The organism is Allofournierella sp. CML151, assembly GCF_027853465.1.
Lineage (GTDB): Bacteria > Bacillota > Clostridia > Oscillospirales > Ruminococcaceae > Allofournierella.
The window spans coordinates 181371-205704 of sequence record NZ_JAPNNW010000002.1; the positions used below are offsets into that span (position 1 = coordinate 181371).

The 24334-nt window shown below is 64.3% G+C and carries 19 protein-coding genes and 1 tRNA gene; 8 read left to right on the forward strand and 12 right to left on the reverse strand.

Features of this window, described 5'->3' with window-relative positions:
• Nucleotides 1–2 precede the first annotated feature (2 nt).
• The 8 genes from PH256_RS02545 to PH256_RS02580 all read right to left on the reverse strand — a co-directional run bounded on the left by PH256_RS02545 (nt 3) and on the right by PH256_RS02580 (nt 6393).
• Nucleotides 3–821 (reverse strand): energy-coupling factor transporter transmembrane component T family protein, encoded by an 819-nt coding sequence (locus PH256_RS02545; RefSeq protein ID WP_270912859.1) that lies wholly within the window; start codon nt 819–821, stop codon nt 3–5.
• A complete protein-coding gene (locus PH256_RS02550; protein ID WP_270912860.1) occupies nt 815–1699 on the reverse strand; it encodes an energy-coupling factor transporter ATPase in 885 nt (294 codons plus the stop codon). Before PH256_RS02550 ends, PH256_RS02545 begins: the two co-directional genes overlap by 7 nt.
• 88 nt (nt 1700–1787) lie before the next feature.
• On the reverse strand, nt 1788–2621 hold the full coding sequence (locus PH256_RS02555) for an energy-coupling factor transporter ATPase (protein ID WP_087183271.1): 834 nt from the start codon (nt 2619–2621) through the stop codon (nt 1788–1790).
• Between the two features lie 38 nt (nt 2622–2659).
• Entirely contained in the window at nt 2660–3526 is an 867-nt protein-coding gene (locus PH256_RS02560; RefSeq protein ID WP_270912861.1) for a class I SAM-dependent methyltransferase, read from the reverse strand.
• A 91-nt stretch (nt 3527–3617) separates the two neighbouring features.
• Entirely contained in the window at nt 3618–4622 is a 1005-nt protein-coding gene (gene ruvB, locus PH256_RS02565) for a Holliday junction branch migration DNA helicase RuvB (RefSeq protein ID WP_270912916.1), read from the reverse strand.
• Between the two features lie 45 nt (nt 4623–4667).
• Nucleotides 4668–5270 (reverse strand): Holliday junction branch migration protein RuvA, encoded by a 603-nt coding sequence (gene ruvA / locus PH256_RS02570; protein WP_270912862.1) that lies wholly within the window; start codon nt 5268–5270, stop codon nt 4668–4670.
• Nucleotides 5271–5299: 29 nt separating this feature from the next.
• Complete coding sequence (gene ruvC / locus PH256_RS02575; protein WP_058965903.1) at nt 5300–5797, reverse strand: crossover junction endodeoxyribonuclease RuvC; 498 nt, start codon at nt 5795–5797, stop codon at nt 5300–5302.
• A 520-nt stretch (nt 5798–6317) separates the two neighbouring features.
• A tRNA-Val gene (locus PH256_RS02580) sits at nt 6318–6393 on the reverse strand.
• A 139-nt stretch (nt 6394–6532) separates the two neighbouring features.
• Here PH256_RS02580 and PH256_RS02585 point away from each other — a divergent pair.
• From PH256_RS02585 to PH256_RS02595, 3 genes are all read left to right on the forward strand, one after another.
• Complete coding sequence (locus PH256_RS02585) at nt 6533–9070, forward strand: YfhO family protein (protein WP_270912863.1); 2538 nt, start codon at nt 6533–6535, stop codon at nt 9068–9070.
• A 139-nt stretch (nt 9071–9209) separates the two neighbouring features.
• Nucleotides 9210–11036, forward strand: coding sequence for a translational GTPase TypA (typA, locus tag PH256_RS02590; protein ID WP_058965899.1), 1827 nt, complete (start codon nt 9210–9212; stop codon nt 11034–11036).
• 130 nt (nt 11037–11166) lie between these two features.
• On the forward strand, nt 11167–12306 hold the full coding sequence (locus PH256_RS02595) for an aldo/keto reductase (protein ID WP_270912865.1): 1140 nt from the start codon (nt 11167–11169) through the stop codon (nt 12304–12306).
• Nucleotides 12307–12368: 62 nt separating this feature from the next.
• Here PH256_RS02595 and PH256_RS02600 read toward each other — a convergent pair whose 3' ends face one another.
• Nucleotides 12369–14057, reverse strand: a complete 1689-nt coding sequence (locus PH256_RS02600) for a hypothetical protein (protein WP_270912866.1) — start codon at nt 14055–14057, stop codon at nt 12369–12371.
• Nucleotides 14058–14209: 152 nt separating this feature from the next.
• Nucleotides 14210–15166: a DUF4349 domain-containing protein gene (locus PH256_RS02605; protein WP_270912867.1), complete on the reverse strand. Its 957-nt coding sequence runs from the start codon at nt 15164–15166 to the stop codon at nt 14210–14212.
• Between the two features lie 187 nt (nt 15167–15353).
• On the opposite strand from PH256_RS02605, the gene PH256_RS02610 reads away from it, so the two are divergent.
• Entirely contained in the window at nt 15354–16577 is a 1224-nt protein-coding gene (locus tag PH256_RS02610; RefSeq protein WP_270912868.1) for a 6-phosphofructokinase, read from the forward strand.
• 72 nt (nt 16578–16649) lie between these two features.
• Here PH256_RS02610 and PH256_RS02615 read toward each other — a convergent pair whose 3' ends face one another.
• Both PH256_RS02615 and PH256_RS02620 read right to left on the reverse strand, forming a co-directional pair.
• Nucleotides 16650–19841: an AAA family ATPase gene (locus PH256_RS02615; RefSeq protein WP_270912869.1), complete on the reverse strand. Its 3192-nt coding sequence runs from the start codon at nt 19839–19841 to the stop codon at nt 16650–16652.
• A complete protein-coding gene (locus PH256_RS02620; protein ID WP_270912870.1) occupies nt 19838–20971 on the reverse strand; it encodes an exonuclease SbcCD subunit D in 1134 nt (377 codons plus the stop codon). Before PH256_RS02620 ends, PH256_RS02615 begins: the two co-directional genes overlap by 4 nt.
• A 208-nt stretch (nt 20972–21179) precedes the next feature.
• Here PH256_RS02620 and PH256_RS02625 point away from each other — a divergent pair, with 208 nt between their 5' ends.
• From PH256_RS02625 to PH256_RS02640, 4 genes are all read left to right on the forward strand, one after another.
• Nucleotides 21180–21692, forward strand: coding sequence for a GNAT family N-acetyltransferase (locus tag PH256_RS02625; RefSeq protein WP_087183262.1), 513 nt, complete (start codon nt 21180–21182; stop codon nt 21690–21692).
• 261 nt (nt 21693–21953) lie between these two features.
• Nucleotides 21954–22280 (forward strand): hypothetical protein, encoded by a 327-nt coding sequence (locus PH256_RS02630; RefSeq protein WP_087183261.1) that lies wholly within the window; start codon nt 21954–21956, stop codon nt 22278–22280.
• Nucleotides 22281–22283: 3 nt separating this feature from the next.
• Nucleotides 22284–23345, forward strand: a complete 1062-nt coding sequence (locus PH256_RS02635; RefSeq protein ID WP_270912871.1) for a V0D/AC39 family V-type ATPase subunit — start codon at nt 22284–22286, stop codon at nt 23343–23345.
• Nucleotides 23346–23361: 16 nt separating this feature from the next.
• Nucleotides 23362–24327, forward strand: a complete 966-nt coding sequence (locus tag PH256_RS02640) for a hypothetical protein (protein WP_270912872.1) — start codon at nt 23362–23364, stop codon at nt 24325–24327.
• Nucleotides 24328–24334 lie beyond the last annotated feature (7 nt).

A 24334-nucleotide genomic window follows, 5' to 3' on the forward strand; every position in this document is an offset into this window, starting at 1 on the left:
CCTTACAGCACCCCCGGCATCACAAAGCGGGTGGCCCAGACCAGGCCGAAGGTAACGGCGCAGAAGGCCACGGTGCCCCAGTCGTGGGGCTGGAACTTGAGCACCTTCAGACGGGTGCGGCCCTCGCCGCCCCGGTAGCACCGGCACTCCATGGCCATGGCCAGCTCGTCCGCCCGGCGGAAGGCCGAGATGAACAGCGGGATCAGAATGGGCACCATGGCCTTGATCCGGTCCTTGGCGCTGCCGCTGTCCAGCATGGCGCCGCGGGCCTTCTGGGCGTTCATGATCTTGTCGGTCTCCTCGATCAGGGTGGGAATGAACCGCAGAGCAATGGTCATCATCATGGCCAGCTCGTGCACCGGCAGGCCCAGCTTGGCAAAGGGCGACAGCAGCCGCTCGATGGCGTCGGTGAGCACGATGGGGCTGGTGGTGTAGGTGAGCAGGCCGGTGCCCGCGATCAGGGCCACGATGCGCACCGCCATGAAGATGGCGTAGGCGATGCCCTCTTTATACACCTTGATGACCCAGAAATGGATCAGCGGCTCGCCCTCGCCGCCCATAAAGAACAGGTTCAGAATGGCCGTGAAGGCGATGATGGGAATGATGGGCTTCAGGCTCTTGAGGATGATGCGCAGCGGGATCTTTGCCAGCATGTAAAGGCCCGCCAGCAGCACCAGACTCAGCGCCAGGCCCAGGAAATTGTTGATGGTAAACAGCAGCACAATGTAGGCGATGACCAGCAGAATCTTCAGCCGCGGGTCGGTGCGGTGCACGATGGAATCGCCCGGGAAGTGCTGCCCGATGGTGATGTCCTTCAGCATGTGGTCCCCTCCCCCTTGGCTTCCTTGCGGGCCTTTGCCTCCAGGATGGTCTTGACCGCCCAGGGCACGGTGTATACGTCCTGGGGCAGGTCCAGCCCCATCTGACGCAGCTTCAAAAAAATCTTGGTCACCTGCGGCACCGAGAGGCCCAGCGCCAGCAGCTCATCCGCCCGGGCAAACACCTTGTCCACCCGGTCGTACATGGCGATCTTCTTCTGGTCCATCACCAGCACCTTGTCGGCATATTTGGCGATGTCCTCCATGGAGTGGCTCACCAGCAGCACGGTGGTGCCGGTTTCCTTGTGGTAGCGCTTGACCTGGCTGAGAATCATGTCCCGGCCCTCCGGGTCCAGGCCTGCGGCGGGCTCGTCCAGCACCAGCACGCGGGGCTCCATAGCCAGCACGCCCGCAATGGCCACCCGGCGCTTCTGACCGCCGGAAAGCTCAAAGGGGCTGCGCTCCAGATAGTCCTCCGGCAGGCCGGTGAAGGCTGCCGCCCGGCGCACCCGCCGGTCGATTTCCTCCTCGCTCAGACCCATGTTCTTGGGGCCGAAGGCGATGTCTTTGTAAATGGTCTCCTCAAACAGCTGGTACTCCGGGTACTGGAACACCAGGCCCACCGAAAAGCGGACCTTGCGGATGTCCTGGCCCTTGGCCCAGATGTCCTTACCGTCCAGCAGCACCTGACCGCTGGTGGGCTTCAGAATGCCGTTGAAGTGGGTGATGAGGGTGGATTTGCCGCTGCCGGTGGACCCGATGATGCCCACGAAGTCGCCCTCCTCCACCGCGAAGCTCACATCCTCCAGAGCGGTGGTGGCGTCCGGCATGCCGGCGTTGTATATATGAGTCAGATGGCGCGTTTCAATGATAGCTGCCATGGTTTCACATCCTTACTGCAAAGGGGTTTTCAGCCCCGGAAATGTGCCTCTTGCTTGCAAGATGGCGCTTTCATTTTTATATTCGCTGTTATTTCAGCAGCTCGTAGAGCGCGGCGGCGCACTCGTCCTCGGTGATGATGCCCTCGGGCAGGTCCAGACCCGCCTTCACCAGCTCATCCCGCAGCTCGGCGGCCTGGGGTACGTCCAGCCGCAGGGCGCGCACCTTTTCGGTCTGGCTGAATACCTCTTTCGGGGTACCCTCCATGACCACGTGGCCCTCGCTCATCACCAGCACCCGGTCGGCCTGAGCGGCCTCCTCCATATAGTGGGTGATGCTCACCACGGTGATGCCGAAATCCTTGTTCAGGTGGTGGATGGTCTCCATCACCTTTTCCCGGCCCCGGGGGTCCAGCATGGCGGTGGCTTCGTCCAGCACCAGGCAGTCCGGCCGCATGGCGATCACGCCCGCGATGGCCACACGCTGCTTCTGGCCGCCGCTCAGCTTGTGGGGGGCCTTCTCCCGGTGCTTGTAGATGCCGGACATCTGCATGGCCTCGTCGATGCGGGCGCGGATCTCGGCCGGGGGAACGCCCAGGTTCTCCAGCGCGAAGGCCACGTCCTCCTCCACCACGGTGGCGACGATCTGGTTGTCCGGGTTCTGGAACACCATGCCCACGGTCTGGCGGATGTCGTACAGGTGGCTTTCATCCCGGGTATCCATGCCCTCCACCGTCACGGTGCCGCTCTCGGGCAGCAGGATGGCGTTGAAATGCTTGGCCAGGGTGGACTTGCCGCAGCCGTTGGCGCCCAGCACCGCCACGAACTCGCCCTTGCGGATGGTCATGGACGCGCCGTCCACCGCGTAGGGGTTTTCCGGGGTATAGCGAAAGCGCACGTCTTTTGCGGCGATCATCTCGTTCATTTCGATTGTTCTCTCCCCTCTTGTTCCGGGTCCTGTGTTCAGGCCTCCTGCCAGATGGCGGTGGCGCCGCAGGGCACCACGCCCCCGGTGCTGCTCACCGGCAGGCCGATCTCGTCGCAGCTGGTCACCCCGCCGTACCTGCCGCACAGGGTGGTTTTCAGGATATACTCCATCACCGCGGGCGACAGGCCGGTGGTGTAGCTGTTCACCGCCACGAACAGGGGCTGCTCACTGAGCACGCCCGCGCACAGGGCGATCAGGTCATAAATATTGTCCTCCAGCTTCCACACCTCGCCGCCGGGGCCCCGGCCGTAGCTGGGCGGGTCCATGATGATGGCGTCGTAGGTGTTGCCCCGGCGGATCTCCCGGGCCACAAACTTGGCGCAGTCGTCCACGATCCAGCGGATGGGCCGGTCGGCCAGATTGCTGGCCTGCGCATTCTCCCGGGCCCAGGCCACGATGCCCTTGGAGGCATCCACATGGCAGACGCTGGCGCCCGCCGCGGCGCAGGCCAGGGTGGCGCCTCCGGTATAACCGAACAGGTTCAGCACCTTAATGGGGCGGCCGGCGGCCTTGATCTTCTCCTCATACCAGGCCCAGTTCACGGCCTGCTCAGGGAACACGCCGGTGTGCTTGAATCCGGTGGGGCTGACCACCAGGGTCAGCGGACCGCAGCCGATCTTCCACTTTTCCGGCAGGCGGCGGCGGTATTCCCACTGGCCGCCGCCCCGCTCGGACCGGTGGTACACCGCGTCTGCCTTGGCCCACAGGGGGCTGGTCTCGGGGCTTTTCCACACCACCTGGGGGTCCGGGCGCACCAGCAGGGTGCTGCCCCAGCGCTCCAGACGGTTGCCGCAGGTTGCGTCGATGAGTTCATAATCTTGCCAGCTGGTGGCAGGGCGCATACGCAATTCTCCTTTTTCATTCCGGGGAAACCGGCCTTTGGGCGATTTCCGTATCAGTATAACGTGTATTTATGAAATTTTCTTGGCGGGGTCAGTCGAACATGCTCTGCTGGCCCGGAGCGTCCAGCTCCTTGGGCAGCTCCAGCCCCAGGTGGACCCAGGCCTGCCGGGTGGCGCAGCGGCCGCGAGGGGTGCGGGTCAAAAAGCCCATCTGCATCAGATAGGGCTCGCACACGTCCTCCAGCGTCACGGCCTCCTCGCCCAGCGCGGCGGCCAGCGTATCCAGGCCCACCGGCCCGCCGCCGTACAGCTCGATGATGGCCCGCAGCATGCTCCGGTCCATCTCGTCCAGGCCCAGCTGATCGATGTCCATCCGCTTGAGGGCCAGCTTGGCGGTGGCCTCGTCGATCACACCGTCCGCCAGAACGGCGGCGAAGTCCCGCACCCGCTTTAACAGCCGGTTGGCCACACGGGGGGTACCCCGGCTGCATTTTGCCAGCTCGTAAGCTCCCTCCGGGGTGATGGGCTGGCCCAGAATGCCCGCCGAGCGCTGGATGATGCCGCTCAGCTCGTCCGGGCTGTACAGCTCCAGCTTGAGCAGCACGCCGAACCGGTCCCGCAGGGGGCCGGTGATCTGGCCCGCACGGGTGGTGGCGCCGATCAGGGTGAATCGGGGCAGATTGATGCGGATGCTCTGGGCGCTGGGGCCCTTGCCGATCATGATGTCCAGCGCGTAGTCCTCCAGCGCGGGGTACAGAACCTCCTCCACCTGGCGGGACAGACGGTGAATCTCGTCGATGAAGAGCACGTCGCCCTCCTGCAGGTTGGTGAGCAGGGCCGCCAGGTCGCCGGGCTTTTCGATGGCCGGGCCGCTGGTGATGCGGATCTGCACCCCCATCTCCTGGGCCACGATGCCCGCCAGGGTGGTCTTGCCCAGACCCGGAGGGCCGTAGAGCAGGATGTGGTCCATGGGCTCGCCCCGGCGCTTGGCCGCTTCCAGATAGATGCGCAGGTTTTCCTTTACCTTTTCCTGGCCCACATACTCGTCCAGAGTTTTGGGCCGCAGGCTGATCTCTTCGCTCTCGCCCTGGTTCATCTCCGGGCTGACCAGCCGCGTGCCGAATTCGTATTCTTCCACGGGTTACCTTCCTTTCGCCATGCCGCGCAGCGCAAGCTTGATGAGTTCCTCCACCGGCAGGGAGGGGTCGGCCTTGGCCACCGCCTGGGTCGCCTCGCTGGGGCTGTAGCCCAGACTGGTGAGGGCCGCGATGGCCTGGCTCAGGTTGCCCGCCGGTGCTCCGCCGCCGCTCACATCGCCCAGGGTGATGCCCTCGGCCAGGCCCTTGCCCACCTTGTCCTTCAATTCCAGGGCAATGCGCTGGGCCAGCTTGGGGCCCACGCCGTTGGCAGCAGTGAAGGCCTTGTGGTCCCCGGCCGAGATGGCCAGGGTGATCCGCTCGGGGGTCATCACATTCAGAATCGCCAGACCCACCTTGGGGCCCACGCCGGAAACGGCGGTGAGCATCTTGAAGCAGGCCTGCTGCTCCTCGGTGGCAAAGCCGAAGAGGGTCACGTCGTTTTCGGTGATATTCATATAGGTATAAAGGGTAGCCTCATGGCCGATGGCCGGCAGCGCCGACGACACCGACGCGGGCACCTGCACAAGATAGCCCACTCCCGCGCAGGAAAGGACCACCATGTCCAGGGTCTTTTTCAAAAGTTTTCCGGTCAGACAATAGATCATCGGGAACCTCCTGTTGCATTCAGCTTCGGTCAGCGCAGCGGTGTGCCCATCAGGCGGCTGCGGCTGCAATGGCAATGGGCGATGGCCATGCCCAGTGCGTCGGCGGTATCGTCAGGCTTTGGCACCTTTTCCAGCTTGAGCATCATGCGGGTCATCTCCTGCACCTGCTTTTTCACCGCCTTGCCATAGCCGGTCACCGCCTGCTTCACCTGCATGGGGGTATATTCAAAGATGGGGATGCCGCACTTGGCCGCCGCCAGCAGAATCACGCCTCTGGCCTCGGCCACGCCGATCACCGTGGTCTGGTTGTGCTGATAAAACAGCTGCTCGATGCTCAGCGCCTCGGGCTTGTAGGTTGTCATCACATCCAACACGCCTTCATACACCTTGTCCAGCCGCTGCTCGAAGGGCACGCCCGCCTCGGTCGTGACCGCGCCGAACGCCACCGGCGTGAACCGGTTGCCCACATATTCCACCACGCCCCAGCCCACGATTGCATAGCCGGGGTCGATACCCAATACTCGCATAGATACACCTCTCCATATTAACCGATATAGTATACTATATTTTTTATAAAATAGCAAATACCGCCCACCGGCAGCGGGCAGACTCCGGGCAGACAAAAAGAGCAGGACCCCGCTTGGGCCCTGCTCTTTTCTCAGAAACCGGTGAAACCGACAGATTGTTCTTTTTTATTTCATACTATTTTCATAGTATTGGTGTATCATAGCCGCTTGATGCCTCGTTGTATGAGAGGAAGCATTTTGGGGATTCGAGTTCCTGTTGTTCTTCTTTTTCTTGACACAAAACAAAAACAGGACGCTCTACTGAGCGCCCTGTGTGGTGGACGGTAAGGAACTCGGGGCGGCTCCGCCCGTGGGCGGCTCCGCGCCGCTTGGCCCTTTGGCCTGCGCGGCAGCCCGCCGGAAAACCTGCCACCGGCAGGTTTTCTTGTTCGGCGGTCACCCTTCCGGGATTCGAGTTCCCTTTCTCCTGTTTCTTTCTGGCGTAAAACAAAAAACAGGACGCTCGATTGAGCGCCCTGTGTGGTGGACGGTAAGGAACTCGAATCCCTGACCCTCTGCACGTCAAGCAGATGCTCTACCAGCTGAGCTAACCGTCCATGTCCTTTCGGCTTGATTATTATATCGAATCTTTTTTCAAATTGCAAGTACTTTTTGAAAAAAAGTTTTTCTTTTTTATTTTCCCCCGTTTCGCCGCACTGCGGCACGTTTTTCCCCTTCTGGAAAGGAGTCCTTTGCATGCATCTTCCCTTTGCCCGGTCCGAATCCTCCCGCCGGTTCTCCGGCCTTTGGCCCGCGCTGGCCGCCGCACTGGTGCCGGTTGCCCTGCTGGCCGGGCTGTACGCCGCCCAGGGCGTGGCCCCCTTCGGCCCTAACAGCCTGTTCTTCGGCGATATGGACGGCCAGTATTCCCATTTTCTGGCCAGCTTCTCCGAGCTGTTCGGCCGGGGAGCGTTTTACACCTGGCACAAGGCGCTGGGCGGCGAGGCCCTCAGCTGGGCCGCCTACTATCTGTTCAGCCCCTTTAATTTTCTGGTGCTTTTGTTCCCCACCTCCCAGATGCCCACTGCCGTGACCCTGATTACCTTGGCCAAGGCGGGCTGTGCAGGGCTTACCATGCACCTGTTCCTGCGCCGCCGGGCGGGCAGCAGGCTCTCGATGCCGTTCAGCTGGGCCTGGGCACTGAGCGGCTACCTGCTGGGCTTTTCCCAGAACATCATGTGGATGGACGCGCTGATCGCCCTGCCGCTGATTGCCTGGGGCATCCGGCGTATTCTGGAGGGCCGTTCCCCCTGGCTGTATCTGGTAAGCCTGGCGGCCGGGATATTCTGCTGCTATTACATCGGCTGGATGCTCTGCCTGTACTCCCTGCTCTATTTTCTCTTCGGCCTGACCGCAGGCGATGCCGCGGGCCGCAAGTTACGAGTGGCGGTGCGCTTTGCGCTGGCCAGCCTGCTGGCGGGCGGGCTGAACGCCTGGATGCTGCTGCCGGTGGCGAAAGCGCTCGGTCAGGGCAAGGCCCAGGCAGCCATGGAATGGGGCTTTTCCACCAACTTCTCCCTTCCCCAGCTGCTGGGCCAGCTGTTCGCCGGGGCCTATCCCGCCGGGCAGGACACCAACACCCTGCCCCTTATCTTCTGCGGCACCCTGCCGCTGGTGCTGGCGGTGTTGTTTTTTCTCCGCCCCGGCCCGATGCGGCCCAAACTTGCGAGTGGCGGGCTGCTGGTCTGCCTGCTGCTCAGCTTCTGGCTGCGCACGCCGGATCTTGTCTGGCACGGCTTTCAGAGTCCCAGCTGGTTCAGTTACCGCTACAGCTTTTTGTTCATCTTCACTTTGCTGGAGCTGGCGGCGCTGGGCGGCAAGGGGCTTGCGGAGCGTCTGCCCACCACCCGCCGGTTCGCGTCTGCCGGGGCCGTTGCCCTGCTGCTGGCCTGTGCCTGGGGCCTTGGGCTGATTTCCGGCTGGGCGGCGGTGCTCACCCTGTGCTGCCTGGTGGCCGCCGCACTGCTGCTGGCAATGCCCTGGCGGCGGGCCGCGGGCCTGCTGGCTGCTTTCTGCCTGGCGGCGGAGCTGACGGCCAACGGCTGGTCCGCGCTGGAAGCCTTCGAGCCCTTTCCCTCCACTCTGCCCCGGCTCACGGAACAATGGCAATCCACCGTGGAGGAACTCAGCGCTCAGGCCCCCTCCGCCCGGATGCAGCTGGCCGAGGGCGGGCAGAACACGCCCTTCCTGCTGGACTACAACGGCCTGAGCCACTACAGCAGCAGCTATTCCCAGACCGCCTATGAGCTGATGCGGGCGCTGGGCTGCACCGGCACCAGCGGCTGGATGGCCTGGTCCGACGGGCTGACCCAAAGTGCCGCCAGCCTGCTGGGACTGCGCTGGCAGCTGGGCGGCACCGCCTCCGGCCAGTGGCAGCAGCAGGGCGATGTATGGGAGAACCCCTGTGCCCTGCCGCTGGTCGTTGCGGCAACGGATACAAACAGCGAGCGGCTGGCGCTGGACCGGCCCTTTGACAACCTGAATCAGGTCTACAACACCCTTTTGGGCGAGGACGCAGGCATTCTGCACCCCATCGAGGCCGAACCCCAGGTGTTGGGGCTGGAAGCCGGGGCGGATGGACTGCACTACACCGTGACCGGCGAAAATGCCGCTTTGCGCTTTTCCCTCACCGCCCCTGTCTCCGGCGTGCTGTATGCCAGCTTCCCGGTGTATGACCAGTACTGCGGGGCAGATGTATTTGTGAACGGTGAAGCGGCGAGCCAGGCGCTGCTGCAGCAGGAGAATGGCACGGTCTGCCTGGGGCAGGTGCAGGCGGGCCAAACCCTCACCGTGGAGCTGCGGCCCCAGGGGGATTTTCTTTCGCTGGGCGGCTGGAGCTTTGCCGTGGAAGACAGCGAAGCCCTTGCCGCGGCCTGCGAGCGGCTGCAGCAGCAGGGCCTTCAGGTGGCAGAGTTTGCCCCCGGCCTTGTGCGCGGGACCATCCAGGTGCCCGAGGGCTGCACCGCCCTGTTCACCAGCATCCCTGCCGAGCCGGGCTGGCAGGTCCTGGTGGACGGCCAAAAAGTCGAGCCCGAAACCGCCTGGGGCGCGCTGCTCTGCGTACCCGTGGCCCCGGGCGAGCACCAGCTCACCCTGCGCTTTGCCCCCGCCGGGCTGGGCCTTGGCGCGGCGGTGAGCCTTTGCAGCCTGGGGGCCGCGGCGGCCTGGCTGGCGGCGCGCCGCCTTGGTCATACAGCCCAGAAAGCCCCACGCGGCGGGCAAAAAACCTTGTGACAACGCCCAATGCTGTTAAAAATCATTTGTATATTCTTGACAAACCTTTTTTCCTGCTTTAGTATAGGTAAGGTTACGAATAGATGTAATTATATATGGAGCGATCCAATCGCGATCCAATATCAGAAAGGATAACAGTATGGAACGTAAAGATTTGCGCAACATTGCCATCATCGCCCACGTTGACCATGGTAAGACCACCCTGGTGGACCAGATGCTGAAGCAGAGCGGCGCGTTTCGTGAAAATCAGCAGGTGGCCGAGCGTGTGATGGACTCCGGCGATATCGAGCGGGAGCGCGGCATCACCATCCTGGCCAAGAACTGCTCCACCGTATACAACGGTGTGAAGATCAACATCGTGGACACCCCGGGCCACGCCGACTTCGGTGGCGAGGTGGAGCGTGTTCTGAAGATGGTCAACGGCGTGCTGCTGCTGGTGGACGCCGCCGAGGGCTGCATGCCCCAGACCCGTTTCGTGCTGCAGAAGGCCCTGCAGCAGAACCTGAACCTGGTCATCGCCGTAAACAAGATCGACCGTCCTGACGCCCGCATCAAGGAAGTCATCGACGAAGTTCTGCTGCTGCTCATGGACCTGGGCGCCACCGACGAGCAGCTGGACAGCCCCATGGTGTTCTGCTCCGGCCGCGCCGGCACCGCCAGCTACAGCCCGGACGTGCCCGGCACCGACCTGAAGCCCCTGTTCGACACCATTCTGGAGTACGTGAAGGGTCCCGAGGGCGACCCGGACGCTCCCTTCCAGATGCTGTGCTCCAGCGTGGACTACAACGAGTTCGTGGGCCGCATCGGCATCGGCCGCATCCAGAACGGCCGCATGAAGGTCGGTCAGGATGTGCAGGTCTGCGACTGGCACGATCCCAGCGTTTCCATCAAGGGCCGTATCACCAAGCTGTACGAGTTCAAGGCCAACGGCCGTGAGCCCGCTGAGGAAGCCTCTGCCGGCGATATCGTTGCCTTCTCCGGCATCACCGATGTGACCATCGGCAATACCCTGTGCGATCCCGCCAACGTGGAGCCCCTGCCCTTTGTGAAGATCAACGATCCCACCGTGGAGATGACCTTCGCCGTTAACGACAGCCCCTTCGCCGGCCGCGAGGGCAAGTTCGTCACCAGCCGCCAGATCCGCGACCGCCTGCAGCGCGAGCTGCTGAAGGACGTGGCCCTGAAGGTTGAGGACTCCGCCACCAGCGATTCCTTCCGCGTGATGGGCCGTGGCGAGATGCACCTGTCCATCCTGATTGAGACCATGCGCCGTGAAGGCTACGAGCTGCAGGTCAGCCCCCCGAAGGTTCTGACCCACGAGGAGGACGGCCAGCTGATGGAGCCCTTCGAGCGCGTTGTCATCGACACTCCCACCGAGTACCAGGGCGCGGTCATGACTGCTCTGGGCTCCCGCAAGGCCATCCTGCAGCAGATGGAGCCCATCGGCACTCGCGTGCGTCTGGAGTTCCGCATGCCCAGCCGCGGCCTGTTCGGCTACCGCAGCCAGTTCCTCACCGATACCCACGGCGAGGGCATTCTGAACACCATTTTTGACGGCTACGACGCCTGGTGCGGCGACATCACCTGCCGCAGCACCGGCAGCCTGGTAAGCTTCGAGACCGGCGATGCCGTGACCTACGGTCTGTTCAACGCCCAGCAGCGCGGCACCCTGATCGTGACCCCCGGCGAGAAGGTCTACGAGGGCATGGTCATCGGCTACACCCCCACCGGCGAGGACATCAGCGTGAACGTCTGCAAGACCAAGCACCTGACCAACACCCGTGCTTCCGGCTCCGACGACGCCCTGCGCCTGGTTCCCGTTTCCAAGTTCAGCCTGGAGGCCTGCCTGGAGTTCCTGGCTCCCGACGAGCTGCTGGAGGTTACCCCCGAGAACCTGCGTATCCGCAAGCGCATTCTGAACCACGACATGCGCATGAAGCAGCTGAAGGGCAAGAAGAACGGCTAATTCGTTCCCCTTGTTCTGAAACGAGCATCCGCCCCTGTGCCACCCGGCACGGGGGCTTTTTTGTTGACAAGGCCTCTGCCCTCCCCTTATGATGAAAGCAGAATTTCAATGCAAACGGAGGGCCTTTGCCATGGAAGAACTGTTTGGAACCAAAAAGCTGGGGTTCGGCTGCATGCGTCTGCCCCTCACTGGCCCTGCCGCCGACCCGGCCAGCCAGGTGGATTACGAAAAGACCTGCCGCATGGTGGACGATTTTCTGGCCGCGGGCTTTTGCTATTTCGACACCGCTCACGGCTACCTGAACGGCAAAAGCGAGACCGCTCTGCGCCACTGCCTGACCAGCCGCTACCCCCGCGAGCGTTACCTGCTGGCGGACAAGCTCTCCAACGGCTTTTTCAAAAGTGAAGCCGAGATTCGCCCCCTGTTCTTCTCCCAGCTGGAGGCCTGTGGGGTGGACTACTTCGATTTTTACCTGATGCACGCCATGAACGCGGAGTACTACCCCAAATACTGCGCCTGCAACGCCTTCGCGGTGGCCCGGCAGCTGAAGGCGGAGGGCCGCATCCGGCACATCGGCATCTCCTTCCACGACAAGCCCGCTCTTCTGGAACGGATTCTCTCCGAGCAGCCGGACATCGAGGTGGTACAGATTCAGTTCAACTACGCCGACTACGACAGCCCCAGCGTGGAAAGCCGGGCGCTGTATGAAATCTGCCGCCGCTTCCAAAAGCCGGTGATCGTGATGGAGCCGGTGCGGGGCGGCGCGCTGGCCAACCTGCCGCCCCAGGCCGCCGGGGCCTTTGCCGGAATGGAGAGCAGCCCGGCGGGCTATGCACTGCGCTTTGCCGCCAGCTTTGAAGGCGTGTGCATGGTGCTCAGCGGCATGAGCGCCCCGGCCCAGATGGAGGAGAATCTGGGCCTGTTCCGGGATTTCCGTGCCCTGTCGCCGCGGGAATGGCAGGCCGTGAGCGACGCCCGCCGGGCGCTGGCCGGGCTGAAGAGCATCGGCTGCACCGGCTGCCGCTACTGCGTGGACGGCTGCCCCAAGGCCATTTCCATCCCTGAGCTGTTCGCCTGCGCCAACAGCCGGAACCTGTTCCAGGACCCCGGCGCCGCCACTTATTACAACATCTGCACCCGGAGCGGCCACGGCAAGGCAAAGGACTGCATCGGCTGCGGAAAATGCGAGGCCTCCTGCCCTCAGCACCTGCCCATTCGCCAGCTGCTGGCCCAGGTGAGCGCCCAGTTCGACGCGCCAGCCAAAGAATAAAAACGAAAAGAGCGCGGGCTTTCTTCTTGATCGGAAGAAAGCCCGCGCTCTTTTTATTCGGTTCAGTGGGTCAGCACCGGCTGCCGCTTGCCCGCCCTGCGGGTGCGCACCAGATGCCAGGCCGCGCCCGCACAAAGGGCCAGCGTGCCAAGGCCGCTCACCCAGTCCGACACATGCTGCAGGGTGGTACCGGTGTAGCTCACCCGTACCTGACCCGCCGGGGCATTCTCCGGCATGGTCAGCTCCACCCGGCCGCCGCCGTCCTTGTGCAGCTCCAGTTCAATGGGCGCGCTGCCGTCCGCCGGGGTGAGGGTGGCGGAGTAGCCCTTATACCACAGCTTGGGAATACCGTAGGCCCCGAAGACCTCGCCGTCGAAGTCAAACACGAAATCGCCGTTGGGCAGGTAATTGCCGCTGTAAACGCCGGTGGTGTTGCTGTACTGGGCGCCCGGCTCAAAGGCGAAGGCCTTGGCGTCCACACCGGCGGGCACCCATTCGGCTCCCACCAGGTAGAAGGTCTCACCCCGCTGGCTGGTGAAGTAGTTGGCCGGATAGTTCACCTGCTCGGGGAACTGGGTGGAGCTGACCGCCAGGTCCACGCCGCCCAGCACAAAGGCCACTGCCAGCACCAGCACCCGGGCCCGGCGGCTGCTCAGATTTGCCAGCACCAGCGTGATGGCCAGGCAGACCGCCAGCTGGCTGAAAGCGTTGAGCCGCCAGGGGAACTGGATGCTGTTCAGCAGAGTATCGTCCAGCATGCGCCAGGGCACGAAGGGCAGCACCAGCACCGTGAGCACCACGCCCGCCGCCAGAAAGGCCCAGGCGGCACGGCGCGCCCCGCTGCGCCGCCCCAGCGGGCAGACCGGCAGCACCAGAGCGGCCACAATGCCCACCAAGCCGGTGATGCCCAGGCCGATGTAGCTGGTGGGGTCAAACAGGTTGGCCACGCTCACCGTGTTCCAGGAGACCTGGGTCAGCGGCTGCTGGGTCACCGCGAATTTATCGCTTGCAAACTGCTCCAGCATGGGCAGCCAGTAATAGCAGCTCACCAGCAGGCAGGCCCCGGCAGCGCCCAGGCCACTCAGAATCGCCCGGCGGTTCAGCACCCGGGGCAGCCGCACCAGCACCCACACGATGGCCAGAAGGCCCGCCAGGGCAAGGCTCACGGTGTGGCTGAGCACCAGGCCGGTGAAGCCCAGCCAGAGCACCCAGGGGCGCTTTGCCCCCTCCTCGGTCAGGTCCCACAGGCCCCAGACCACCAGAGGCAGGAACACCATGGCCTGCACCTCGCCCACCGCGCTGCGGATGTAGAGGTTCACAAAATGATAGTGGCACAGGCCGTACAGCACCATCAACAGGCAGCCGCCAAAATGCTTTTTGGTGATGGCCCGCCCGGCAAAATAGCTGGTGACGCACTGGGCCGCAACGCAGCCCAGCATCAGGAATTTAAAGGCCATTTCCGGCCCCAGGCCCGCCACCCGGGCCAGTGCCGCCGGATACAAAAACAAATCCGGGTAAAACAGGCCGCTGGCATAGCCGTAGCCGCCCAGCATCAAAGAATAGATGCGCACCGGAAGGCTGGCATGGCCGCCCAGGGCCGCGGCCAGACCCTCCAGCCGCAGGATATGGAACACGCTGTCGTGCCCAGCCACCAGGTCCCGGCTGGCAAAGGGCAGCGCGCAGAGCAGCAGCACCAGCGCGGCGCAGCCCAGGCCGGTGGCAAGCTCGTATCGAATGGTTTTGCTTCGCATGGATCGTTTCCGCCTTTTTCTACAATTTATGCGTTCCGACTTATTATAACACACCACGGCCAGATTTTCCGCCCCAAAAGTTGTCAGAGGCACAAAAAGGCCCCGGCGGGCCGCAAACGTGCGGTTCCACCGGGGCGGTATTTCGGGTCAGCTTACTTCATCTGGGTGTATTTGGGCGGCTGGTTTCCGCCATCCCCCTCGGGACGCTTGGGTGGTACCGGCTGGGGCCGCTTTTTGGCGGCACGGCGGGCCAGCAGCACCACCGCCACGATCACCACCGCCGCCACCACCAGGAAGGGCAGCAGGTAGATCAGGCCGATCACCAGCTCCTGCACCACGCTCACAAAGCCGTTCCAGCTGCCCCGGAAGGCGGAGCCCACCCGGCTGATAAAGCTTGTGCTCTGGGGCGTGAGCTCGGTCACCTCGTCCAGGTAGACGTCCACCGTGCTGTAGCTGATCTGGTCCTGCAGTACATTCATCTGGCCGGTGTAGCTCTCGATCTGGTACTGCACCTCGCTGCGCTGGCTCTCGATGGCCAGCAGGTCCTCCAGGCTTTCGGCCTGGGCTGCCAGTTCATCCAGCCGCTGACGCTGCTGCTCCAGGCTGGCCAGGCGGGCCTCCAGATCCACATATTCGGCGGTCACGTCCTGGCTGGACTCGCTGCGCCGGATGAGGTTGGCGGCCTGGGCCGCCGCATTCAGAAATTCGCTGTAGTTCTCTGCCGGAACGCGCAGGGTGTAGTACACACTGCGGTTTCCCTGCTCGGCGCTGCCGCTGCTTTCGCTGCTCTGCACATAGGCCCCTGCCTGGCTGGCCGCCTCCAGCAGGTCGGCGCTGGCCTGGTCAAACTGCTTGGTCTCCAGCCAGAGGGTGGCGTTGTAGATGATCTTGCGGCTGTCCTGCGGGGTAAGCGCGCCGGAATCCAGGTCGGTCACCCCCGCGCCTGTGCCCGTTCCGTTGGCGGCGTCCTCCATGGCGCTGCCCGCTGTCTCCTGCACCGCGGCGGCGCCGGTAGCCGTGGCGCCGGACGAACCGCCGCAGCCGGTGAAAAGGCCGGCAAAAAGTGCGGCGGCAAGCGCCGCGGCGAGCCAATGCTTGTTGTGCTTCATCCTGTTTCCCTCCTTGTTTTTTGGCAAAACCACCAAGATTTCACGGTGAAGAATGTCACCTCTCTGACCCTTATACGAAATTGCAGCCGGGATTATTGCAGCCCCTTTATAAATAAGATACAATAAAAGGCGTTGTGTCACAAGGGGTCGACGGCTGACCCGCTTTTTGAAGAAGGAAGTGTATTTGATGGGTATGAATTTTCTGGTGGGGCAGAGCGGCGGCCCCACTGCGGTGATCAATTCCAGCCTGGCTGGCGTATATGAAACCGCCCGTGCCTGCGGCGCCGGGCGCATTTACGGCATGCATTACGGCATTGAGGGTCTTTTGAACGAGAAGCTGCTGGATCTGGACCAGCTGCTGGGCAAGGCGCTGAACATCGAGCTGCTCAAGCGCACCCCCTCCTCCTATCTGGGCAGCTGCCGGTACAAGCTGCCCACCCCCGAGCAGGACGAGGGCGTGTACAAGACCCTGTTCGCCCTGTTTGAGCGTTATCAGATCGACGCGGTGCTTTACATCGGCGGCAACGACAGCATGGACACCATTGCCAAGCTGGCAGCTTACGGCAGCCGCATCGGCAGCCCCATCCGGTTCATCGGCGTGCCCAAGACCATCGACAACGACCTGATGCTCACCGACCACACTCCCGGTTTCGGCAGCGCGGCCAAGTACATCGCCACCGTGATGAAGGAGATCATCCGGGATTCCAACGTGTATGACCTGAAGAGCGTGACCGTGACCGAGATCATGGGCCGCCACGCGGGCTGGCTGGCCGCCTCCGCGAGCCTGGCCAAGGGCGACGACTGCGACGGCCCGGACCTGATTCTGCTGCCGGAGGTTCCCTTCAGTGAGGAGCTGTTCCTGAGCCGGGTGGAGGCCCTGCGCAAGGAAAAGAACAACATCGTCATCGCGGCCAGCGAGGGCGTGCGCCGCAAGGACGGCACCTTCCTGTGCGATCTGGCGGGCGGCGACGGCGCGGTGGACGCCTTCGGCCACAAGGTCACCCTGTCCGGCACCAGCCGGTATCTGGAGGGCCTGATCCGCCATCATCTGGGCTGCAAGACCCGTGCCATCGAGCTGTCCACCCTGCAGCGGTGTGCCAGCCACCTGACCAGCCGCATCGACGTGAACGAGGCCTACCAGGTGGGCGGCATAGCGGTGCAGGCGGCGCTTCACGGCCAGACCGGCCGCATGAGCGCACTGGTTCGCCGTCAGGACGCCCCCTATGTGGCGGACTGCGAGACCGTGGACGTGCAGGCTGTTGCCAACAAGGAAAAGGCCATTCCCGCCGGGTGGATCACCCCGGACGGCATGCAGGTGACCGGCGCCTTCGAGGCCTACGCCCGGCCCCTGATCCAGGGCGAGCAGATTCCCATTTACGTGGCCGGTGTTCCCCTGCACACCCGCCTGTAAGCGGCCCTGTCATTTTCGATCATTTTGCAAAGCAAAGCACCCCCAGCCGGTTGGCTGAGGGTGCTTTTTGTTTTACAGTTTTCGCAGGGCCACGGTGCTGCCGCCGGGGGTCTTGGTGACCACCAGCTGGTTCTCGATGCGGCTTTTCAGCTCCGGCACATGGCTGATGATGCCCACCATCCGCTGGCCCTGCACAAGGCTGTGCAGGGTGGTAACCGCCTGCTCCAGGCTCTCGGCGTCCAGAGTGCCGAAGCCCTCGTCCACAAACAGCACATCCAGCTCCACACCGCCCGCGTAATTCTGGATCACGTCGGACAGGCCCAGCGCCAGAGCCAGCGCCGCCTGGAAGGTCTCGCCGCCGGACAGGCTGCCCACGCTGCGCACCTTGCCGGTATAGTTGTCCAGCACATCCAGATCCAGCGTGTCCTTGGTCTCGGCGGCGGTCATCTGGTGACATTCCAGCTGGTAGCGTCCGCCGGTCATGGCAAACAGCCGCTGGTTGGCAGCCTCCACCGCGTCGGCAAAATAGGCGGCCAGCACATACTGCTCGAACTGCTGCTTGCCCAGCCCGCCGGAAAGCTTGCCCCCGGCGGTGGCGTCCAGCCGCTCGATCAGCTGCTGGCGCTTCTGGGCCTGCTCCAGCTTTCCGCCCGCAGCGCGCACATCCGCCATGGTCTGCCGGTTGGCCTCCAGCCGCCCGGCAAGCCGGATGCGCTCCCCGTTCAGGGCCGCGCGCCGCTGCTCCTGCTCTGCCATGGCCCGCTCCAGCTCCTGGGGCTGGCAGGCCGGGGCGGGGGCGTTTTGCTGCTGGTCACGCAGCTGCTTGTAAAGAGTCTGCGTCTCTTCGCAGGCCTTTTGCTCCTGTTCCAGCCGCTGGCGCAGAGCGTCAATCTCTTTCTGGGTGTGCAGCGCCTGGCGGAAGGCTTCCTCGCTCATGCCGCTGGCATCCAGCGCCTTGTTCCACTCCTGGGCCGCCTGACGTGCTTCCCCGGCCGCTTTTTGGTCATTGTTCTTTCGCTCGGTTTGCAGGGTGAGGGCGGCGGCCAGTGCCTTCTGGTACTCCTCCAGATTTTTCCGGGTTTCTTCCGCGCTCCGGTCCAGCCGGGCCTTCTCGGCCTGCATGGCGGCCAGGGTCTGCTCGGCCTCGGCGCGGGTGGCCTGGGGCAGGTCTGCCTGCAGCTCCTCCGCCTGACGCCGGGCCGTATCCTGCCGGGCGGCAGCCTGCGCCGCCTGGGCCTGCAATTCGCTGCGCTTCTGGCGGGTCTGGTCCAGCTGTCTGCGGTCCTCCGCCAGCTGGTTCACCGCCGCACTGGCGGCCTCCACCTTGGCCTGACACTCCGCTTTTGCCGCTTCGGCCTGCCGGAGCAGTTGGTCCAGCCGCTCGTCCCAGTCCAGCAGCAGACGGGAAAGAGTTTTTGCATCCTCTTCCGGGGGCAGCTTCTGCTCCAGCTCAGCCAGCACCTGGCGGGCCTGCCGGATGTACTGCTCCCGGGCACTGCCCGCCTGAGCGGTAAGGGTGCTGCTGGTCTGGAGTGCATCGTTATAGGCGGTGCGGGCCGTTTCCATGACAGCGGCCAGTGCCTCCAGCTCTTCCTTATTGGGCGCGCCGGTCACGCCCCGGGCCGGGCTGGGATGGTGCACGCTGCCGCACACCGGGCAGGGCTGGCCGGGGGTCAGGTCCTTTGCCAGCAGCCCCGCCTGGTCCCGGCGGAACAGCTGGTCCGCGCTCATGTAGGCCTGCTGGGCCTTGTCCAGCTCGTTGCTCGCCTGCTCCAGCGTCTGGCGGGCGGCCTGCTCGCTCTTTTGCAGCTTCACCAGCTCCCGCATCCGGCTGCGAACCTCCGCCATTTTCTCCTTGGCCCCGCTCCAGCGGTTGAGCTCCTGTTCCACTGCCTGGGCGGCAGTAAGGGCAGCGGCCAGGCCATCCGCCAGCGTCTGGGTCTGTTCCAGGGCGGCGGCCTGCTGCTCTTCCAGCTTGCGGGCCCGCTCCTCCTCCTGTTTCAGCCGGTCCAGCTCCCGGGCGCAGGCCTGCTGCTGTGCCTTCGCCGCATCCAGCTTGTCATATTGCTTCAGCGCCTCTGCCTGGCGTTCCAGTGCCACCGCCAGCCGGGCGGTGGCCTGCTGGTCCTGCGCCAGCTGCTCCCGGGCCTGCTCCCACCGGGGAGCCTGGGCGTTCAGCCCTTCCAGCTGCGCCTGTGCTTCGGCGCGCAGCCGGGCAGCCTGCTCCGCTGACTGGCGGGCCTTTTCGCTGCTCTCCCACACCGGGGCCAGCCGGGCAGCCACCTCCCACCGGCCCAGCCGGGCAAGGTCCTCCGCCCGCCGGGGTGCTTCGCTCTGCTGCTGTGCCAGCTGCTGCTCCAGCCAGGCCAGCTGCTCGGCCCGCTGCCCGGCCTCCCGGGCGCTCTGCACCAGTGCGGCGCTTTGCTTGATGCTCTCGTCCAGCGCGCTGATTTTCTCCTCCAGTGCGGCCAGGTTCTCCCGGTCCGCCTGGCAGAGCGCCTCCGCCAGCTCCAGCACCCGGCCGCTGCGCCAGACGCAGCCTGCATCCGCCAGCAGCTGGGCCAGCTCCCGGGCCTGGGGCAGGGCCTCGGCCTCTTCTCTCTCGGGCAGGCGCAGGCCCGCCAGATACTGGCGCAGGGAGTCCACCTGCTTTTCCGTCTCGGCCCGGCTGGCCGAGGCCAGCTCTTTCAGCCGCTGCTGCAGCTGCTGGCAGCGCTCGGTGGCGAACACCTGCCGCAGAATGGCGCTGCGGTCCCGGCCGGATTTGTTCAGCAGCTCGGCAAACTGGTTCTGGGCGATCATGGCGATCTGGCGGAACTGGTCCACCTGGATGCCCAACAGCTCTTCCACCGCCGCATCCACGCTCTCCTTGCCCTCGGCCACCGGGACGGGGCTCTCCCCCTCCAGCCGCTCCAGCAGGGCGGTGGCGGGCACCTCGGTGGTACCCTCGCCCCGCTTTTTGCGGCGGGTCTGGGCGGGTCGCCGGGTGATGCGCCACCGCTCTCCCCGGTGCAGGAACACCAGCTGGGCGCTGGTCTCCAGGGTATCGTCCGCATAGTCGCTGCGGATCATCTTCTCGCTGCGCACCCGGCCGGTGAGCTTGCCGAAGAGCGCATAGCACACCCCGTCAAACAGGGTGGTCTTGCCCGCGCCGGTGTCGCCGGTGATCAGAAACAAACCGCCCGCGCCCGCGGCCTCAAAATCCACGGTCTGGCTGCCCGCGTAGGCGCCGAAGGCGGTCAGGGTCAGGGTCAAGGGTCTCATGCTTCCACCTCCCGGCAAATGGGCTCCAGCACCGCCCGCTCCTCCTCACTGAGGGGCTGGCCGTGCACGGTCCGGTAAAAATCTGCGAACTGGTCCAAAAGGCCCGCCCGCTGCAGCTGCCGCGCCCGCAGCTGGGCCTCGCTGCGCCCGGTGGGGATCTGGGGCGCAAGCTCCAGCTTGACCAGGTTCGGGTAAACGCTGCGCATCCGGGCGGCCGCATTGGGCGGGATCTGCCGGTCGGTGAGTACCGCATGGACAAAATCGGCGCATCCCGGCTCGGCGCTGTCGATCAGCTCCTCCAACGGGCCTTGCACCCGGCGCAGCGGCCGCAGCGGCGCAAAGGGCAGCGGCTGCCAGCGCACATCCCCCTTTTCGCCCAGCTCCACCAGCACCGCCGCCTTGCGGTGGCGCACCTCGCTCACCGAATAGGCCAGCGGCGAACCGCAATAGCGGATGTGCTCCGCGCCCACCTGCTGGGGACCGTGGATGTGCCCCAGGGCCACATAGTCAAAGCCCTCGAACACCACCGCGTCCACATTGTCCAGCGTGCCCAGGTTCAGCGTCTCGGAGTCGCAGGTCTCGGGACTTCTGCCCCCGCTGGTCACAAACTGGTGGGCCATGATCAGATTGCGGGCGGAAAAATCCGGCCCGGCAGCCCGGATCAGGGCGGCCACCGCCTCGGTGTAGCTCTCGATGGTCTCCTGCGGCAGGGCGGCCCGCACCTGGCTGGGCCGGATAAAGGGCAGCGCCCACAGATGCACCGGGCCGAAGGCATCCTCCAGCAGGTAGTGCTCCAGCCCGCCGGAAAACACCGCCGCCAGATGCACCCCGCCCGCGGCCAGCAGCTGGCTGCCGAAGCCCAGCCGGTCGGCGCTGTCGTGGTTGCCGCTGATCAGATACACCGGAATCTTCGCCCGGCACAGTCCGGTGAGGAATTCATCCAGCAGCGCCACCGCGCCCACGGTGGGCACGCTGCGGTCGTACACATCGCCCGCCACCAGCACACCGTCCACCCCGTGCTCGGTTGCCATGGCAAGGCACTGGTTCAGGATGTGCCGCTGGTCCTCGTAAAGATCCACCTCACAGAGCCTGCGCCCCAGATGCAGATCAGATAAATGCAGAAATTTCATGCTTTGTTGCCTTTCTTTGGTACCGCGTTTCGGGTCTTACCCTTGGGCAATGCCGCACAATTCACGCCCAAGGGCTCAGGCGGCGCACTTCACCACCTGGAATTATGCGGTATTCCCTTTGATTATACCAAAGCCTTCGCCCACTTGAAAGCCCCGCCGCCCTGTGCTACCATAGGGGCAAACCCAAACGGAAAGGCGGGAACAGAAGATGGAACTGCGCTTGGAAGCCCCCCGGCCCGAGCACCGGCAGCTGGTGGAAACCTACCGGCGGGAATTTTTGAACAGCGGCGACTCCATCGACGGCTCGGCCGGGCTTGCCTGGTGCAGCGGCTTCGATGATTGGATGGCTCTGCTGGCCGACAATTCCCACGACGAGACCGCCCGTCCGGGCTGCGTGGCCACCAGCGTGTTCCTGGCCTTTGACGGAGAGCAGCTGGTGGGCATGGTGGACATCCGCCACCGGCTGAATGACTACCTGCGCCGCTACTGCGGCCACATCGGCTACAGCGTGCGCCCGGCCTTTCGCCGCCGGGGCTATGCCACCGCCATGCTCACCCTGGCTCTGGAGGAATGCCGCCGCCTGGGGCTTTCCCAGGTGATGCTTACCTGCGAGAAAACCAACGTGGCCTCCGCCCGCACCATGCTCCACTGCGGGGCGGTGCTGCAGGATGAGCTGCTCATGGGGAGCATGACCATTCAGCGATACTGGATTGAGCTGTGACCAATTGCATTTTTCATAACCGCGCCGCCGCCTTCTCTCCACTCGGGGTAAGGTGGCGGCGCATATTTTTGTCCTTAAACCATTGTTTCTCAAAAACGTAGAATATTTTTTAGTTAATTTGTTCAAATGCCCATTGTCGCTCCCTGTAAAAAGCGTTATAATAGTATCAAAATTTCATCGCAAACGCGGCCCTGCGGGCCACGGGCCGGGCTGGTTTTTGGCCCGGCCTTCGCCCTTTGCTGCGGGAAAGGAGCTCTTAGCATGAATGCCACCAACGAACTGCTGCGGGCAATTTTAAAGATGGACGAGGAGGAACGGCTGCGCACTCAGGCCACCGAGGAATACCGGCGCGGCGCCCAGACCCGCCTGACCGAGGCAGCCCGCAACCAGGAGGCCGAGATCATGGCCGCCATGCGCACCCGGGTGGACGCCTTTTCCGCCAGGGAGCAGGCCCGGGCCGACGAACGCCTGGCCAAGCTGGAGGCAGGCAAGCAGCAGGCCCTCAGCCGGATGGAGCAGCTCCGGGCGGACAAACGGGAGGAATGGGTGAAGACCATCACCGACCGGGTGCTGGGGCGGGAGGCGTAAGCCATGGGCAACACGCAGGCCTCCAATGCCATTCTGGCCAAAAGCCGCGCGCTTTACGGCCGCCGCCTCACCGGGCAGGACTATCAGCAGCTGATGAACTGCCGGGACCTGCCGGAGGTGATCACCTATTTAAAAAGCCGCACCGCCTATGCCCGCGCGCTGGAGGGCGCGGACCCCACCCGGGTACGCCGGGCGGAGCTGGAGGTCCGGCTGCGGCAGAATCTGTTCGATCAGTACGCGGCCCTGTGCCGGTACGAGATGAACATCGGCCACGATTTTTACCGCTACTTTATTTTAAAGGCGGAGGTCCGGGCGCTTGCCAACCGGCTGCAGGAGCTGGCCGCCCCTGGCAGCGAGACGCTGCGGCTGTATCAGATGCCGGAGTTTATCCGCCGCCATTCCAAGCTGGACGCCGCTGCCCTGGCCTCCGCCCGCGATCTTGCCAGCCTGACCGCCGTGGTGGAGGGCACCGTCTACCATCCCATCCTCATGAGCTTCTGTGAAAAGGCAGGCTTTGTGCTGGATAAGGACGGCGTTTTGCAGGTACAGGCCGCGCTGGACCAGCTGATCTACAACACCATGGAGGAGCTGGTGGCCAAAAAGCTGCACGGCGCCGCCAAAAAGGACATGGACTACCTGCTGCGCCGCAAGAGCGACCTGGCGGCCATCGTCTACATGTACCGGCTCAAGCAGATGACCGGCGCCGACCGGGCGTATCTGTTGCCCCGGCTGGCGGTGGGCTACAGCAACATGAGCCAGAAGCAGCTGCTTTACCTGATGGACGCGGCGGACTGCGAGGACTTTGTGCACCGGCTGGCCCGCACCCCTTATGCACGGGAGTTCTTCGGCTCCTCCTTCACCCGCGTGGAGGACGCGGTGCAGCGGCTGGATTACCGCTGGCATCTGAAAAAGCTGCGCTTTTCCACCGACCCCAGCGTGGTGCTGTTCTGCTACATCTTTTTGGCGGAAAACGAGCTGACCAACCTGACCCACATCATCGAGGGTGTCCGCTACCACCTGCCGCCGGAAAAGATCGCCCCCCTGCTGGTGGGCGTGGGCGACTGAAGGGAGGTGCCGAGCGATGTTATTTGAACCAAAAATGCAGCTGGTCTGGGTGAACGGACCCATCGGCCGGCTGACGGATTTTCTCGAGCGCTGCTGCCTGGACCAGGGCACGGTGCATCCCGCCCGGGCGCTGGACAACATGAATCCGGCGGCGGGCTACGCCGCACCGGAAACCAGCGGCGAATGGGCCGCCCTGGTGGCCCGGCTGGAGGCGGATGCCGGGGACGATTCCCTGCCCCTGACCCACCCCTGCGAGGAATTCTCGCCCCGGCAGCGCCAATTGCTGGAGGAGCTGGAGCACCAGCTGGCCGAGAGCGACGCGGATCTGAAGCTGTTGAACGACCAGCTCACCCTCTGCCGCACCGGCAGCGAACAATTCAACCAGTTTTCCGGGCTGGAGGTGCCGGTGGACCAGCTGGAGCAATGCCGCTTCGTGCAGGTGCGCTTCGGCTGCATGCCCCAGCGGGGGCTGGAGATGCTGCAGCGGGATTATTCCAAGGACTGCCTGCTGTTTTTGCCCTGCGGTCAGAACGAGCAGGGCTGCTGGGGCGTCTGCCTGACCCCCATGGTGGAGGCCGCCCGCATGGACGGCGTTCTGGCCGAGCTGCGGTTCGAGCCGGTGCACCTGCCGGGTGCGGCGGGCACGCCCGCTCAGATCGTGGAAAATCTTGGCCGGAACATCCGGCTGCTGGAGGCTGAAAAAGCCGCCGCGCTGGACCACCGGACCGCTTTGTGGCAGCAGGCAAAGCCATGGGCCGCTCCCCTTTACGCCCTGGCCTGCCGAAGGGCCCGCGTGGAGGAGCTGCGCCGGTGCGCTGCGGTGCGCGGCGAGCGATTCTTTTACTGCGTATGGCTGCGCCAGCCGGATCTGGCGGCTTTTGAGGCCGCCTGCCGGGGACTGGGCCAGCTGAATCTGCTGCCGGACCGGGTGCTGGCCCGCCGGGCCTGGGAGCAGGAAACAGGAAGAAGCGAACGAAAGTGAGATGAGA